This is a genomic window from Aneurinibacillus sp. REN35, from assembly GCF_041379945.2.
GTDB lineage: Bacteria > Bacillota > Bacilli > Aneurinibacillales > Aneurinibacillaceae > Aneurinibacillus.
In genome coordinates, this window is sequence record NZ_JBFTXJ020000004.1 from 76,422 (window position 1) to 90,958 (window position 14,537).

The 14,537-nt window shown below is 44.5% G+C and carries 18 protein-coding genes; all 18 read right to left on the bottom strand.

Annotated features, from left to right (window positions below):
• Position 1 precedes the first annotated feature (1 nt).
• Positions 2–271, bottom strand: coding sequence for a flagellar biosynthesis protein FliQ (gene fliQ, locus AB3351_RS09620; RefSeq protein WP_371146927.1), 270 nt, complete (start codon positions 269–271; stop codon positions 2–4).
• 11 nt (positions 272–282) lie between these two features.
• On the bottom strand, positions 283–1,038 hold the full coding sequence (gene fliP / locus AB3351_RS09625; RefSeq protein WP_371146928.1) for a flagellar type III secretion system pore protein FliP: 756 nt from the start codon (positions 1,036–1,038) through the stop codon (positions 283–285).
• Positions 1,035–1,649 (bottom strand): FliO/MopB family protein, encoded by a 615-nt coding sequence (locus tag AB3351_RS09630; RefSeq protein ID WP_371146929.1) that lies wholly within the window; start codon positions 1,647–1,649, stop codon positions 1,035–1,037. The genes fliP and AB3351_RS09630 overlap by 4 nt, the downstream gene beginning before the upstream one ends.
• A gap of 38 nt (positions 1,650–1,687) precedes the next feature.
• The gene (locus AB3351_RS09635; protein WP_371146930.1) at positions 1,688–2,050 is read right to left on the bottom strand and encodes a response regulator; all 363 of its coding nucleotides are present in this window, start codon (positions 2,048–2,050) and stop codon (positions 1,688–1,690) included.
• A gap of 28 nt (positions 2,051–2,078) precedes the next feature.
• Positions 2,079–3,368 carry a flagellar motor switch phosphatase FliY gene (gene fliY / locus AB3351_RS09640; protein WP_371146931.1) on the bottom strand — a complete coding sequence of 430 codons (1,290 nt, stop codon included), beginning with the start codon at positions 3,366–3,368 and terminating at the stop codon, positions 2,079–2,081.
• Complete coding sequence (gene fliM, locus AB3351_RS09645; protein WP_371146932.1) at positions 3,361–4,356, bottom strand: flagellar motor switch protein FliM; 996 nt, start codon at positions 4,354–4,356, stop codon at positions 3,361–3,363. Before fliM ends, fliY begins: the two co-directional genes overlap by 8 nt.
• 57 nt (positions 4,357–4,413) lie before the next feature.
• Entirely contained in the window at positions 4,414–4,869 is a 456-nt protein-coding gene (locus AB3351_RS09650) for a flagellar basal body-associated FliL family protein (RefSeq protein ID WP_371146933.1), read from the bottom strand.
• Complete coding sequence (locus tag AB3351_RS09655) at positions 4,862–5,101, bottom strand: flagellar FlbD family protein (protein WP_371146934.1); 240 nt, start codon at positions 5,099–5,101, stop codon at positions 4,862–4,864. The genes AB3351_RS09650 and AB3351_RS09655 overlap by 8 nt, the downstream gene beginning before the upstream one ends.
• Positions 5,102–5,158: 57 nt before the next feature.
• Positions 5,159–5,983, bottom strand: coding sequence for a flagellar hook-basal body complex protein (locus AB3351_RS09660; protein WP_371146935.1), 825 nt, complete (start codon positions 5,981–5,983; stop codon positions 5,159–5,161).
• A gap of 84 nt (positions 5,984–6,067) precedes the next feature.
• Positions 6,068–6,451: a TIGR02530 family flagellar biosynthesis protein gene (locus AB3351_RS09665; RefSeq protein ID WP_371146936.1), complete on the bottom strand. Its 384-nt coding sequence runs from the start codon at positions 6,449–6,451 to the stop codon at positions 6,068–6,070.
• Positions 6,448–7,005, bottom strand: a complete 558-nt coding sequence (gene flgD, locus AB3351_RS09670) for a flagellar hook assembly protein FlgD (RefSeq protein WP_371146937.1) — start codon at positions 7,003–7,005, stop codon at positions 6,448–6,450. Before flgD ends, AB3351_RS09665 begins: the two co-directional genes overlap by 4 nt.
• 39 nt (positions 7,006–7,044) lie before the next feature.
• Positions 7,045–8,331, bottom strand: a complete 1,287-nt coding sequence (locus tag AB3351_RS09675) for a flagellar hook-length control protein FliK (RefSeq protein WP_371146938.1) — start codon at positions 8,329–8,331, stop codon at positions 7,045–7,047.
• A gap of 65 nt (positions 8,332–8,396) precedes the next feature.
• Complete coding sequence (locus tag AB3351_RS09680) at positions 8,397–9,296, bottom strand: MotE family protein (RefSeq protein WP_371146939.1); 900 nt, start codon at positions 9,294–9,296, stop codon at positions 8,397–8,399.
• Between the two features lie 10 nt (positions 9,297–9,306).
• Positions 9,307–9,756, bottom strand: a complete 450-nt coding sequence (gene fliJ / locus AB3351_RS09685; protein WP_371146940.1) for a flagellar export protein FliJ — start codon at positions 9,754–9,756, stop codon at positions 9,307–9,309.
• A 13-nt stretch (positions 9,757–9,769) separates the two neighbouring features.
• On the bottom strand, positions 9,770–11,080 hold the full coding sequence (fliI, locus tag AB3351_RS09690) for a flagellar protein export ATPase FliI (protein ID WP_371146941.1): 1,311 nt from the start codon (positions 11,078–11,080) through the stop codon (positions 9,770–9,772).
• A 5-nt stretch (positions 11,081–11,085) separates the two neighbouring features.
• The gene (locus tag AB3351_RS09695) at positions 11,086–11,904 is read right to left on the bottom strand and encodes a FliH/SctL family protein (RefSeq protein ID WP_371146942.1); all 819 of its coding nucleotides are present in this window, start codon (positions 11,902–11,904) and stop codon (positions 11,086–11,088) included.
• Positions 11,897–12,910: a flagellar motor switch protein FliG gene (gene fliG / locus AB3351_RS09700; protein WP_371146943.1), complete on the bottom strand. Its 1,014-nt coding sequence runs from the start codon at positions 12,908–12,910 to the stop codon at positions 11,897–11,899. The genes AB3351_RS09695 and fliG overlap by 8 nt, the downstream gene beginning before the upstream one ends.
• Before the next feature lie 15 nt (positions 12,911–12,925).
• Positions 12,926–14,512, bottom strand: coding sequence for a flagellar basal-body MS-ring/collar protein FliF (gene fliF / locus AB3351_RS09705; RefSeq protein ID WP_371146944.1), 1,587 nt, complete (start codon positions 14,510–14,512; stop codon positions 12,926–12,928).
• Between the last annotated feature and the right edge of the window lie 25 nt (positions 14,513–14,537).

The following is a 14,537-nucleotide window of genomic DNA, read 5'->3' on the forward strand; positions in this document are numbered from 1 at the left end:
ACTATCCTATGAACTTATATAGATTGCCAAGAATGTTGGATGTAAACTCAAGCATATGGCTCAGCATCCACGGACCAAAAAGTACTAGCGCAAGCAGGGTAGCCACAATTTTTGGCACGAATGCAAGCGTTGCCTCTTGAATCGACGTTGTAGCTTGGAAGATACTTACGATAAGTCCGGCAATTAGCGCGATGCCTACCAACGGTGCACTCGTCAGCAGCACGACAAATACAGCCTGCTGTGCAAGTGAAATTATGAATTCTTGTGACACGGCTTCTCACCTCACTGAAAGCTTATTAACAGCGACTTAACGACCAAATACCAACCATCGACTAAAATAAATAGCAAAATCTTAAACGGCAGCGAGATCATTACAGGAGGTAGCATCATCATCCCCATCGCCATCAATACGCTAGCAACCACCATATCAATCACAAGAAACGGAATGAAAATCATAAATCCGATTTGCAAAGCTGTTTTCAACTCGCTGATTGCATAGGCCGGTACTAATGCAGTGAGAGGAATATCCTTCACCGTTTTAGGTTTGGGTGCTTTCGTATATTCAAGGAATAAATTTAAATCTTTTCCCCGTGTGTGCTTCACCATAAAATTTTTAAATGGCAGCACAGCTTTTTCGACCGCTTGTTCCTGTGTGATCTGTTTTTTGAAATACGGCTGCAGCGCCTGATCATTTACTTGCGAAAAGGTCGGAGCCATAATAAAAAACGTCAAAAACAAAGCCAATCCAATTAATACCTGGGTGGGTGGTGCCTGCTGCGTTGACAATGCCGTCCTCGTAAATGAAAGTACAATGACAATGCGTGTAAAGCATGTCATCATAATTAAGATGGATGGCGCTATCGATAAAATTGTAAACAGCAAAAGAATCTGCAGTGTAAGAGAAACATCTTCAGGCTTGTCCGTTGCTCCAATATTAATATCGATCCCTGGGATTGGAACCTGCGCTGCAAAGCTTACTTCAGGAACTAAGAGCAGCAAGCTGACAGCTAGACTCAGTATGATATACAGCCGTTTCATCGATCGTCTTCCTTCTCTTTGTCCGTAAACCATTCTTCTTCCATATTCCGCCGCCGCTTGCGCGCTTCACCGACCTTTTGTTGAAAAATCGCAGTCAGCTCTTCCTCTTTGTCCGGTGTATCTTTCTTAGTAAAACGCGTAAGCCATTCAGCAAAGGAGGCGCCACCTAACTCAGGCGAACCTGTGCGTGATTCAAGCTTCTCTAGCATGTCTTGCACTTCTTCAGGATTCTCAATACAGCGCAATAATGTCACATTTTCTCCAACACCAACGACATACAACGCAGACCCGACCTGGACAACCTGGAGCGACTTCTGCGGACCAAGCGAGCAGCCTCCAAGCGTACGCATACCCGCCTTACCGAAAAGCACCTGTGAACGCCTGCCCACAAAACGCAATAAAAAATAGATAATGCCTACAATAACTAATAAAACAATGCCGGTTTGCAGCAGCAGCATCGGCATAGACGTAGTCTCTTGCGCAAGTGTCTCCGGCTCATTCATGGGCGTCTTTGTCGGAATAGCCGTGCTGGCTATCGCTTCATTCGTTTGCTGGATGAAAAAAACGAACGAAGCGAAAACACCCGTCGTTCGGATGATTTTTTTCCTCATTCAAAAAACTCCTTCTATCCGAACAAATTCTCGTATCATTATGCCAGTGTTTTTTTGATTGCTTCAATCACGCGGTCAGCTTGAAACGGCTTTACGATAAAGTCCTTTGCACCTGCTTGAATCGCATCAATTACCATCGCCTGCTGTCCCATCGCTGAACACATAATAACCTTTGCTGCCGCATTTATTTTTTTAATTTCCTTTAATGCAGTAATTCCATCCATCTCTGGCATCGTAATATCCATTGTTACAAGATCTGGGTTCAGTTCTTTATACTTCTCGACGGCCTGAGCTCCGTCGCTCGCCTCTCCCACTACGTTATAGCCGTTTTTCGTAAGGATTTCTTTAATCATCATTCTCATGAAAGCTGCGTCATCTACGATTAGTACTCTGTTGCTCATATGATTTCCTCCTTAGCTTATGACCCTTTTATTGAAGTTTTTGCATCCGATCCCATGTGCTTACGATATCTGTAACACGCACACCGAAGTTCTCATCAATTACAACAACTTCACCTTTTGCAATCAGCTTATTGTTAACCAAAATATCTACCGGCTCACCAGCAAGCTTATCTAGTTCGATAACAGAACCCGGTGATAAATCAAGAATGTCTTTAATCTGTTTTTTCGTTCTTCCAAGCTCTACTGTCACTTTGAGCGGAATATCTAAGAGCATCCCTAAATTTTGCGGATTACCCTGTGGAGCCACCTGTGGATCAAATGATGAAAACTGTACTGGCTGCACATTAGCAGGCGGCGGCTGATATCCTGTAGGAGCCGCTTGTGGTGGTTGCTGATACATAGGCGGTGGTGCATACATCGGTTGCTGTTGATATGGCGGCATGCCTGCTGCAGCTGGATATCCCTGTGGCGGCTGTTGATACATCGGCTGCTGTGGATAGGATGGCTCCGCTCCCTGCTGTCCAAACGGCATCTCCGTATTTCCCATCGCATGAACAGGCTCTGGAGCCGCGCTTGGTGGTGGACTTGGCTGTGGTGCAGGTTCAGGCGTAGCTTCTTCCCCCATGCCGCCAAGAAGCGTCGCTACTAGCGAACGTGCAAATGGCACAGGAATAAGCTGCATAATATTCGAATCAATCAAGTTTCCTACTTTTAATCGGAAGGAAACCTTCACTAAAATTTCATCATCTGGAATATTCTCAATGCCGCGCCCTTCTTTCAAATCCATCATATCGATGCCTGGCGGCGAAATATTTACAAGTTTGTTGAAAATAGTAGACATGGATGTGGCTGCAGATCCCATCATCTGATTCATCGCTTCCTGCACCGCACTTAGATGAATCTCCGAAAGCTCAGCGGGCGGTGTGGTCCCATCTCCACCCATCATCAAATCCGCAATAATCTGCGCGTCTTCCTTGCGGATCACCAGCAGATTAACCCCTTGGAATCCCTCCGTATATTCAACGTGGATGGCCACATACGGGTGTGGAAACTGATCCTGTACTTCTTCTTGACGAATAACCCCAACTTTCGGTGTAGTAATATCGGTCATTTGTCCAAGTAAACTAGACAACGCCGTCGCAGCACTACCGAATGTAATATTTCCGATTTCTCCAAGCGCATCTTGCTCTAGCGGAGAGAGATAATCATCAATATTGTTTATTATCTGTCCCTCTTCGTTCTCATCGGCATCATCTTGCAAATCATTCTGCCTAAGCAATGCATCAATCTCTTCCTGCGAGAGCATTTCCCTACTCATCTTCTTCCACCTCTTCCTCCAACACATTTTCAATCAAAATCGCCGCTCGGCCCTTCGATGTACCAGGCCGTGCCAAATACTTTGCCCGCTGTCCAATTCGCACAGTGACTTTATCATCCGTTCGCTGATCAAGCTGGATGACATCTCCAACAGTCAGATTTAAAAACTCACCGGCGGAAATAACGGAAGTACCCAGCTCAGCAATCAACGGAATTTTTGCCTTACGCACCCGTTCTTCGAGGATTTGTACTTCTTGTTCGTTGCGCGCCTTTTTCTGCGTAGACAGCAAATAATGAGCGGATAGCCTTATCATTAAAGGCTCAAGCACAACATGCGGAAGACAAAGATTGATCATACCCGTTGTTTCGCCAATTTTGGTGCTGAAGGAAATAACCGCAACGGTTTCATTCGGAGAGACAATCTGCATAAATTGCGGATTGACTTCAAGAAACTCTAACTCTGGCTCAATCTCAATGACCGTCTTCCATGCTTCGGCAAAGCTAGATAAAGCACGGCTAAAAATCCTCTCCATGATCGTTGTCTCGATTTCAGTGAGGGTGCCGATCGTATTCGCTGTTCCCCCTTGTCCGCCCAGCAGACGTTCAAGCATCGCATATGCAATATTCGGATTGATCTCCATAACCATTCTGCCTTCAAGCGGCTCGGCTTCGAAAATATTAAGAATCGTCATTTTGGGAATGGATCGGATAAACTCTTCATAGGGAAGCTGGTCAACAGATGCAACACTTATTTGCACGAATGTACGCAACTGAGCCGAGAAGTATGTCGTTAAAAGTCGAGCAAAGTTTTCATGAATGCGTGTCAGTGTGCGGATTTGATCTTTGGAAAAGCGCAGCGCACGCTTGAAGTCATATGCTTTTACTTTTTTCTCCATCTCTTCTTTTTTCAGCTCTTCCGCGTTCATTTCTCCAGAGGAAATTGCGGCAAGCAACGCATCGATTTCCGCCTGTGATAATACCTCTGTCATAAGTGTCACCCCCTTATCCTAGATTGCAGTGTATTTTTCTCTGCTATGTGCTATATATTATGCATCAACAATTTTATGTGTTGTGATGACATTAACCACTTTTCCTTCTTCAAGCAATTTATCCAATTCTTTTTTTATAGCCTCTTCTACTTTTTCCATGCCTTTTGGTCCCTGGATTTCTTCTGGCTTCATTGCAGAAAGTGACTTGATAATCGTATGAACGACCTGCGCTTTACGCAATTCTAGCTCATGCTTCACCTTTTCATTTTCTGCTTGAATGGCAAACTTAGCGAGAATTAAATCGCCGGTTAGTAGATTGGTGCGGATTTCTTCTGTCTCTAACGTCACCTTCTGAAATTCTTCCGCACTGATTTTCTTTTCAATCTGCTGCCCTGCTACCGGAGCCGGTTCAGGCTTAAAATACGTTTGCCATAAGACAAAGACGACGACACCTACTAGTGTTATGGCGATGAGAATAATAAGTGCAATATTGACAAGTCGATTCTTAAACATCCTCCACCCCTCCGTTTTTTATCTCTCTATCTTGCATCGCGATGGTTTTTATCGCGTTGATTTCTTTGTAAAACTCCGTAAGGGAGAAAAGTACTTCTTCAATCGATTCTTTAATAACGAATTTCTTCCCGTTAACTAGCGTGACCAGCGTATCTGGTGTTTCTTCAAGACTTTCAATAAGCAGAGCATTTACTACATATTCTTTTCCGTTTAAGCGAGTGAGACGAATCATCTATATTCCTCCATTAAAACAGGGGAGGAGCAATTCCTCCCCTGCTGCCTATTGACTCTATCGTTTCAGGTTAACTAGTTCTTCTAGAATGGAATCGGATGTTGTAATAATCCGAGAGTTAGCCTGGAAGCCACGCTGAGCAACGATCATTTCCGTGAATTCTTCCGAGAGATCAGTGTTAGACATTTCTAAAGTACCTGCAGCAATTAATCCCCGTCCGTCTACTGCTGCAGCTTTTGTAATATCAGTTAATCCCAAAACAGCTCCGTTAGCAGATCCAACTACTTTATAAAGGTTACTCCCTGCCTTTTCTAAACCACTAGGGTTATTAACCTTAGCAATCCCTATTGTCTGTCCAGCAGTTACTCCTGTGTCGGTTGTAATGGTAATCTCTCCCGTCGGAGCAATGCTTATGCTTTTTACCTTATCATAATCCGGTATGTTAATCGCTACTCCTGAACTATCAAGAACAAACTTCCCTTCAGGCGTTACTAAATTCCCTGCAGCATCTATTTTAAAATTACCTGCACGAGTTAAATAAAATTCATCCCCTGGGGCTGTACTATTTCCAGATACTACGAAGAATCCATTTCCTTGAATAGCTAGATCCGTCTCTATTCCAGTAGTCATATTACCACCTTGTGTATGAACCACATCAATTGCCGAAATAGTTGAACCTAAACCGATTTGTTTTGGATTTGTTCCACCTATATTCCCTGGTGCATTTCCTCCAGCCATGGTCTGACTTAGAATATCTGAAAACATAACCCGGCTCTTTTTGAATCCTGCTGTATTTACATTTGCAATGTTATTACCGATCACATCTAACTTATTTTGAAAACCACGCATACCACCGATACCTGAATACATTGAACGTAACATTATTTTTTCCTCCTCATTATGTGCACCGCGTCAATCGGTCAGCGGCGCAGAGCCTCCTCTTCTAGGTCCGGCTCTCCTTACTTTTTACACAATAATTGCACTATCAATATTCGTGAACACGTTCTCCTTCATCGAAGAACCATCAACTGCAGTAATCACTTTTCTGTTTGTGACACTCACAATATAGGCGACGTTATCCATTAATACGAGCGATTCCTTCGCTCCCTTAGCCTGTGCTTTCTCTACGGCTCCCGTCAAACGAGCCATTTCCTGACTGCCAATTGTGATGCCGCGTTCCTCTAATCTCTTGATCGCATGCTGAGAAAAATCAACCCCGTCTCGCACGCTCTCAAGCTGTTGCTGAAACACTGTATCAAATGCCGGGCCGTTATGCTGTTCCTTCTTTTTGGGTGATACATGCGGCAGCTGCTGTGGATAAAAAATATGTCCGGCTTTTATATGAGTCATGCTGTACCACCTTCATCTGAAGGATTGGTTTTATTTTCTTCCTTGTCATTCTGTGTATCTTCAGCAGGTGGTTCGGCAGGTGGATTTGGCGTTGCTGCTGGATTCGTTACTGTCTCGATGCGATTTACATCAACCTTTGTGCCATCCTGCAGCACGAGTTGTGCTTTTCCACCTTTCATACTAACAGCAGTGACCATCCCTTCCTTCGGCACTTCTGTCCATTTTTCTTTGCCTGCCTCATCCAGTTCAGCAACATAATCTGTCCATGTTACTTTCTTACCGATCATGTTGGATAGGCCACCAATATTTTGTGCCTCAACAAATTTGGTAAACATATCGTTCAGGTTGGTCATCTGTTCCAATGTACTGAATTGTGTCATTTGGGCGATAAATTCTCGATCCTGAAGCGGCTGTGTAGGATCTTGATTCTGCAACTGGGTCACCAGCAGCTTTAGAAAAGCTTCCTTGCCCAGTGATGATTGCTGCTCAAACGTTTTTGTTTGCGACTGGGATTGAAATGAGTTTTTATATTGTGTTGGATCAATAACTGGCATTGTCCTCATTCCCTCCTTTCATTATCACGTACTTCTTCGTTAATGGCGTACAGCTTCATCCTCTGTATTGCCTATCAATTCTTCTAAGTTAAATTCAGCGGCTTCCTCAGAAGACTGCTCTTCGTCCTGGCCTTGTTCTTCTCTAGCATTTTCTTTCTCTTGCTGCAGCAAATTATTGTTTGATTGTTCGCTCGGCGTGGTAGTGACGTAGGACACCTCGATTTTCTCCACATGTAATCCCTGCTGCATCAATGCATGCCGAAGATGATTCATCTGCTGCTCAATCGCTTCCTTACCAGCTGCTTGACTTGCCATAAAATGCGCAGTAATCGTACCATTTAAAGCAGTAATTCGAATATCCACGCGGCCAAGATTCTCCGGAAAAAGGCGAAGAGTCGTTTCCATTGCACCGGTTCCTTGATTCATCTTTACTTGTTTAACAATATATACTTCCATCTCATTTGCAAAGAAGCGTGCGGGAACCAAAGGAATGTCTGCATTTCGAGCAACTGAATTAGAAGGAATGCTGGCTCTGCCAAGCAAGGCTTCTTCAATTGTACCTGTACCCTGTAATTGATGATGCATCGCCTGTGTTGTCGTGCCCTCTTCCAAGACAAAAGCCGATTGCTCCTCCATCTGTACAGTTGGATTTGCAATTGTTGGCGATGATTTAGTATCGGCATTATTTACCCTTGGTATAAATGAAGATGCAAATTCGGATGCCTGATTCACTTCATTTTTTACCTGTGCTGTTTTACTTGCATTTTCTAGCAATGTAAGTGCAGTATATATTTTTGTTTCCAACTCTTTTGGCAATGCCTCCGAGTTCCTTTGCGTCAGTACATTCATCATCGCTTCTATTTTCTGCTTCCAATCAAGAATCATTTGCTTGTCAACTTTTCCCTCTCCTGTTAGTCCTATGAACAGAGGTGTTGAATTGCGCAAAAGATCCATCATATTGTCTGTAGAAGCCGACGATAGGGATGACTCATTGTTTTCATTTACTTGTTGTACTAATTGATAGAGCTGCTGCAGCGCAGCATACACTTCTTCCATCCATTCATCTGCATCGGCAGTTGGCTGGTCCGCTAAGGACGTAAGCATATCCAGCAGTTCAGTCATCTGCTCAAAGATGTCTGCTGATTGCTGTCCACCAGACAAAGCCCCTTGATCGGCCATCGCTTCATCTTTTGTCTGTGTTTGCTGGATCGCAGCCTGCATCTCGCTTGCAAAGGAAGAAACAGATGAACTATCACCCTTTATTCCTGAAGAAGAATTCATCGCTTTTACAGATGCAGAGCTGCCAGTGATTTGTACCGTTGTCATTTTTTTCACCTCCTTCCAGGAATAATATATGAAAATGAAAAAGAAATTACAATAACTTTTATGCTTTAATAAGTTAACAACTTTTGACTAATTTTTGCTGCAAGCGTAGCTCGTGTTTTATCTTTCGCTAACTCAGATAATATTTGTCCTCGCTGTGCAGCCTCCATTTGCTGAAGCACATATATGGTTTTTTTCTCATCGGCTTTAAATAACTTTTCTATCAGAGCTGCCGCATCTGCTGGCTGCATGCTAGAAATAGAAGATGCGAGTTCACGAACAGAGGCATTATACTTTAATTCAAGCAAACGCTGTTGCAGAACCGTTGGATCAGCATCATCACCAAGAGACGTCTCCTTTAAAAGCAACGATAAATCCGCCGCCTTCTTTGGATCCATCTTGGCCATAATTCCCGAACGTTCTTCGGCTTTCATTACAAGCAAAAGTTGAGCCGCTTCTTCCGGTGCCATCTTTTCTAAAATCGGAGCCGCTTTTCCCGCAGACATGGAAGTATATATTTTAGCCAAGTTTTTAATTTGTTTCTGCTTCTCTTCGTCCGCTTTCTGCTTATTCTCAGCAGCGGGCCCCTGATTTGCTTGTGTCTTCTGCTCCATCTGCTTCATCTTCTGCTGATCAAGCTCGGCTTTCTTTTTTAATTCGGCAACTTCCCTCTCTTTTGTTGCCAACTGTGCTTCTAAATCGCTGACTTTTGCACCCTCTTTTGTAGTTATCGGCTTTTCATCCGCTGATTCTTTGGCTGGGGCAACCGCAGCATCAGGAATTATTTTTTCAACGTACGGAATTTTGTTCAGCTCTTTTGCCAGCACGCCAACTACGTTATAACCAAACATCTGAGCAATAATGGCAGAAAGTGCAAGCGTAAAAAGAAGCGGAATGAAAATAATGTAAAAAAACCATTCCAGTTTACTATAAGACCGCTCTTCTTCCATTTCTTCGATTTCTTCCATGACCACACCCCTAGCGCGGATTCGCCTGTTGTCTATAATAGCGACCAACCGCTATCTCGTCTAATTCCTTCTGTTCTATTAGACGCATATTGTCCTTATATTTTTCAAAGGAGTTTTCTTTTAGTTTCTCCCATATTTTCTGATCCATCGTCCGTTCAGATAGGATAAACTGCTTCGTCTCTACTTCTTTTTCAGCACGTATTTTCGATTCATTCGCCTGTACAATAAGACGCTGTAGATGTCCAATATATTCATAGTTTGTTTTTAACTCGGCAAGCGAAATGCTTTTTTCCTTTTGAAGCATCTGCTGCTCCATCTGCTTTTTATTCTGTTCTAGGTGGTGGAGGCGTTCCTCTTCCTGCTTAAGTGCCTGCATTGATTTACTGTAGCTAATCTCCGCCTGCTCCTTCTCCTTCTCCTTCATATCAAGGACCTTCTGCAAAGAATAAACAAACGACATCGTAATTCACCGCCTAATTTGGAGTAAAGGTGCTGATGAGCGCGCCGATTGAATCTTCAAGATGTGAGTGGTCATCTGTGCTTTGGCCTGTATAGCGCATAATTGTGTCTCGATATCGAATCGCCTGATCAATATCACGATTGGCTCCGCTTTTATATGCACCGATGTTAATCAAGTCTTCAGCATCCCGATAAATCGCCATTAACCTCTTCAACTCACCCGCCGCCGTATAATGCTCCGGCGTTACAATCTCCTTCATGACCCTGCTCACACTTGCTAGAATATCGATGGCTGGATAGTGACCGGTATGTGCAATCTTTCGACTGAGAACAATATGTCCGTCTAGAATCCCTCGCACCGAGTCAGCAATAGGATCATTCATATCGTCGCCTTCCACTAAAACAGTATAAAAAGCAGTAATTGATCCAGCAGCCGACGTACCCGCACGCTCCAAAAGCCTTGGCAGCAGAGCAAATACAGAAGGCGTATATCCTCTCGTCGCCGGTGGCTCACCAATTGCCAATCCCACCTCCCGCTGTGCCATGGCAAAACGGGTAACTGAATCCATCATCATCATCACATTGAGCCCTTGATCACGAAAATACTCAGCGATGGCTGTTGTTAATAGAGCGCCTTTAATACGAATTAACGCCGGTTGATCTGAGGTGGCGACGATAACAACAGAGCGCTTCAGTCCTTCCTCACCCAGATCTCTCTCAATAAAGTCAGCAACTTCTCTTCCACGCTCTCCAATAAGACCGATGACATTAACGTCAGCTTCCGTATTACGAGCAATCATGCTGAGCAATGTGCTTTTTCCAACACCACTCCCAGCAAAAATCCCAATGCGTTGTCCCTTGCCTACCGTCAGCAATCCATCAATCGCACGAACCCCCACTGAAAGAGGCTCACGGATACGCGGCCGCTGTAGCGGATTAGGTGGTTGATTATCGACAGGATATTCCGTCATGGCATTTGATAGCGTGCCGCCATCCATACGTCGTCCTGTACCATCAAGCACCTGACCTAACAACTCCATTCCCACACGAACACTGAGGGGCTTGCCGGTTGCTACAACATCGCATCCCGGGCCGATCGCACCCAACTCTCCAAGCGGCATTAATAATGCCTTATTATCTTTAAAACCGACTACCTCAGCCGGCACCGGATGTGAGGAAGATACAGGATAGATATGGCATACCTCTCCGATTTTTACATTCGGCCCCATCGATTCGACCGTTAGACCGATTACTTGGGATACTTTGCCGTTTACACGAATTGGATCAACTTTTTGCAATGCCGATACATATTTTTCAAGCTGCATTATGATCACTCACCTTCATCGGCCAAGACAGCCTGAAGCGCCTTTTTGATTTCTTCAAGTTGCGTATCGACTCTGGCATCGACGCTCCCCATAGTCGTGCGGATAACACTTCCGCCATCTACAATGGATTCATCAGGAATAATCGTCATCTCGATCTGGCTGTCCAATACCTCAAGCAGCTTCGCCCGGTTCTCCTGCACATACGGATAAACATCCGGACTGACCGCCACGGTAATGGCCCTATACTCTTGTGTCCGTGACAATGCCTTACGAATAAGTGCGATCACATTTTCTTTATCTACTGATAAGTGCTCTCCAATGACCTTTCTAGCAATCTCTATCGTTAGATCGAGTACAAACGGTTCTGCTTCTTCGATCATTCGACGCTTGATAACGGGGGCTTCATCTAAGATTGCAGCGGACTGCTTAAGCGCTGTCGAATATTCTTCATATACGAGGCGGCGTCCTTCTTCTCTTCCCTGCTCGATGCCCTGCTCATACCCCTCCTGCTGAATCATGGTTCGCACTTCTTCATCTTCTTGGCGTCTCTGTGCCCACCACGCATTGATTTCTTGTTCGGCTTCTGCAAGAATCTGCTCTGCCTGCCGCCTCGCCTCTGCAACAATCTCTTCGGCTTCTCTTTCCGCATTTTTTACAAGCTCATCAGCTTGAGCTTTGGATGGCTCATCCTGCACAATGAATGCATCATCAGCTTCCCGCTGCTCTGCTTCTTCTGAGTTCGAATGATCCTTTTGCTGCGAAAATTCAATCACTTTCTTGCTATCCATTGTCGAGTAAAAAGAAGATTTAATGACTCTAGACAATGATTTCATCTCCTCCGCCCCGGGCAATGATAATCTCGCCCGCTTCTTCTAGGCGTCGAATAATACCCACTATGCGGGTCTGAGCTTCTTCCACATCACGCAGTCGGACAGGTCCCATGTATTCCATCTCTTCTCTGAATGTATCCGCCATCCGTTTGGACATGTTACGGAATACAACGCTGCGTACTTCTTCATTAGCCACTTTCAGTGCAAGCATAAGGTCCGCATTCTCCACATCACGAATAACACGCTGAATGGAACGGTCATCAAGCACCACAATATCTTCGAATACAAACATCCTCTTCTTAATTTCTTCTGCCAGCTCAGGATCTTGAATCTCAAGCGTATCAAGAATCACTCTCTCTGTGCTGCGATCAACATTGTTAAGCATATTAACCACAGATTCGATACCGCCGGCTTGTGTATAATCCTGCACCACTGTTGAAGACAACTTCTGCTCCAGCACGCTTTCTACCTGACTGATTACATCCGGTGAGGTGCTTTCCATCAATGCAATACGGCGTGCCACCTCTGCCTGTCTTTCCTGAGGAAGTGCCGATAAGATAATAGCGGACTGCTCAGGTTCAAGATAAGAGAGAACAAGCGCAATCGTCTGCGGATGTTCATTTTGAATAAAGTTTAAAATCTGACCCGGGTCTGCCTTTCGTGCAAAATCGAAGGGACGAACCTGGAGATGTGCGGTTAATCGATGAATAATATCGAAAGCTTTTTGCTGACCAAGTGCTTTCTCCAGAATTTCCTTTGCATAGTTAATCCCGCCTTGCGAAATATACTCCTGAGCTACGCAAATTTGATGAAATTCTCCTAATATCGACTCTTTATCTTCCGTATCCACTTTGCGCACATTAGCTATTTCAAGCGTAAGCTGCTCGATCTCTTCCTCACGCAGATGCTTAAAAACTTGAGCAGAAACTTCCGGCCCGAGCGAGATCAATAATATCGCCGCTTTTTGCCTGCCGCTCAACTCTTTTACTGAACGCGCCATATCTTTCCCTCACCCCTATTCGTCTGCTAGCCATGTACGCAGCAGATTGACAAACTCCTCCGGCTTCTCACCTGCCAGCTTTTCTAGCTGCTTGCGCACAATCGCCTCTTCTCCTTCTTCTGCATACTTCAGCTCAGGAATTTCAAACGGTACAGATTGTGCTGACTCTTGAGCAGCAACCTGTGCTTGCTCCTGTCTTCGTTTGCGAACGATAATAAATGTAACGATCGCAGCAATAAGCAGAAGGCCGATAACGCTTGAGACAATAATCAGGGTCCAATTTGTTCCTTCTTTTACCACTTCTTGCTTACCGTTAAACGCTTGAGCAAATACCTTCACACGCTGATCAATCTGCTCCTGCGTAAATTCCGTTCCCTGTGAAGAAAGCGATGCCCGCACTACATTTCCGATAACCTGTTTAATATCATTTTGAACTTCCTCTGTGAGACTTGCTGGATTATTTGCTGTCGGCGGTTCTACACCGACGTTGATGGTAATATCTTCAATCTTATACGGTTGTCCGACAATGTTCTCTTTGATCCGATTGACTTCCCGATTTACCCGATCCTCAATCTTCTCATATTCACTATCACTACCGCTTGCCGCACCAGGGTAACCTGGAATTTGGGTCTCACCCGTTCCTGCTGTGCCTCCAGCAGGCGCTCCCTTGCCTGTATATGTCTGCTGAATTTTTTCAGCACTAATAATGATACCTTCATTATTTTCTTTATCCACCGGCTCAACAAGCTGTGATTCACGCTGGGTTTTGTCAAAGTTTAGCTTGACGTACGGATAGACAAATACTTTATCTCGACCGAGAATTGTACCGAGCATATTCTGCAGGTTTTTCTGAATATCATTTTCGATATCCTTCTTTATTTTACGCTGCTCTTCATATTGATTCAGCGCATATGCATTGCCTTCATCTTCAGTAGGATCAAGCATCTCGCTATACTGATTCATAATGACGACATTTTCTTTTGGTAGATTCGGAACACTCTTGGAAACCAAATTATACAGCGCGTTGATCTGCGGCTGTGCTAACTGTTTTCCTGGGTCCACATCCACTACAATTGAAGCGGTCGCTTTCTGTGCATTTTCTTGTACAAATACACTTTCTTCAGGCATCGTCAAAATGACTTTCGCATTGCGAACTCCATCCACTGTTTTAAGCAGGTCAGAGAGCTGTGTTTGCATTGCATCGCGCTCTACAACATCAAATTGGCGATCCGTCATTCCCATCCCAATATTTTGGCTGAAGATATCAAGTCGGACACCTTCCCCTTTTGGGACGCCCTTCGCTGTTAAATCAGCGGCAAGGTTGTACTTATCCTTCTCCGGAACAAGTATGTTACTGCCCTCAAGCTTATATGCTGTATACCCCATTCCATCCAGTTCTGTCTTGATCTGGGCTACATCCACTTCGGTCAAATTCCCGCTAAACAGTGGAACATAGTTCGGTCTGGAGGCTATATAAATTGCTAGCGTCGCAGATATTATAAGAAAAGCTGCGATCGCACCAATCATCATTTTTTGCTTTTTTGAGAAGCGATTCGAAAACTCTGTAAGCTTCGCCCGCCACTGCTGCAATCTTTCGTTCATCCTCCACCCCGCCAATTGCCTTTAA

What these genes read in the sequence shown, in the direction of transcription:
- fliP (WP_371146928.1), bottom strand. Translation starts at nt 1,038, where the DNA reads ATGAAACGGCTGTATATCATACTGAGTCTAGCTGTCAGCTTGCTGCTC.
- AB3351_RS09630 (WP_371146929.1), bottom strand. Translation starts at nt 1,649, where the DNA reads ATGAGGAAAAAAATCATCCGAACGACGGGTGTTTTCGCTTCGTTCGTT.
- AB3351_RS09635 (WP_371146930.1), bottom strand. Translation starts at nt 2,050, where the DNA reads ATGAGCAACAGAGTACTAATCGTAGATGACGCAGCTTTCATGAGAATG.
- fliY (WP_371146931.1), bottom strand. Translation starts at nt 3,368, where the DNA reads ATGAGTAGGGAAATGCTCTCGCAGGAAGAGATTGATGCATTGCTTAGG.
- fliM (WP_371146932.1), bottom strand. Translation starts at nt 4,356, where the DNA reads ATGACAGAGGTATTATCACAGGCGGAAATCGATGCGTTGCTTGCCGCA.
- AB3351_RS09650 (WP_371146933.1), bottom strand. Translation starts at nt 4,869, where the DNA reads ATGTTTAAGAATCGACTTGTCAATATTGCACTTATTATTCTCATCGCC.
- AB3351_RS09655 (WP_371146934.1), bottom strand. Translation starts at nt 5,101, where the DNA reads ATGATTCGTCTCACTCGCTTAAACGGAAAAGAATATGTAGTAAATGCT.
- AB3351_RS09660 (WP_371146935.1), bottom strand. Translation starts at nt 5,983, where the DNA reads ATGTTACGTTCAATGTATTCAGGTATCGGTGGTATGCGTGGTTTTCAA.
- AB3351_RS09665 (WP_371146936.1), bottom strand. Translation starts at nt 6,451, where the DNA reads ATGACTCATATAAAAGCCGGACATATTTTTTATCCACAGCAGCTGCCG.
- flgD (WP_371146937.1), bottom strand. Translation starts at nt 7,005, where the DNA reads ATGCCAGTTATTGATCCAACACAATATAAAAACTCATTTCAATCCCAG.
- AB3351_RS09675 (WP_371146938.1), bottom strand. Translation starts at nt 8,331, where the DNA reads ATGACAACGGTACAAATCACTGGCAGCTCTGCATCTGTAAAAGCGATG.
- AB3351_RS09680 (WP_371146939.1), bottom strand. Translation starts at nt 9,296, where the DNA reads ATGGAAGAAATCGAAGAAATGGAAGAAGAGCGGTCTTATAGTAAACTG.
- fliJ (WP_371146940.1), bottom strand. Translation starts at nt 9,756, where the DNA reads ATGTCGTTTGTTTATTCTTTGCAGAAGGTCCTTGATATGAAGGAGAAG.
- fliI (WP_371146941.1), bottom strand. Translation starts at nt 11,080, where the DNA reads ATGCAGCTTGAAAAATATGTATCGGCATTGCAAAAAGTTGATCCAATT.
- fliG (WP_371146943.1), bottom strand. Translation starts at nt 12,910, where the DNA reads ATGGCGCGTTCAGTAAAAGAGTTGAGCGGCAGGCAAAAAGCGGCGATA.
- fliF (WP_371146944.1), bottom strand. Translation starts at nt 14,512, where the DNA reads ATGAACGAAAGATTGCAGCAGTGGCGGGCGAAGCTTACAGAGTTTTCG.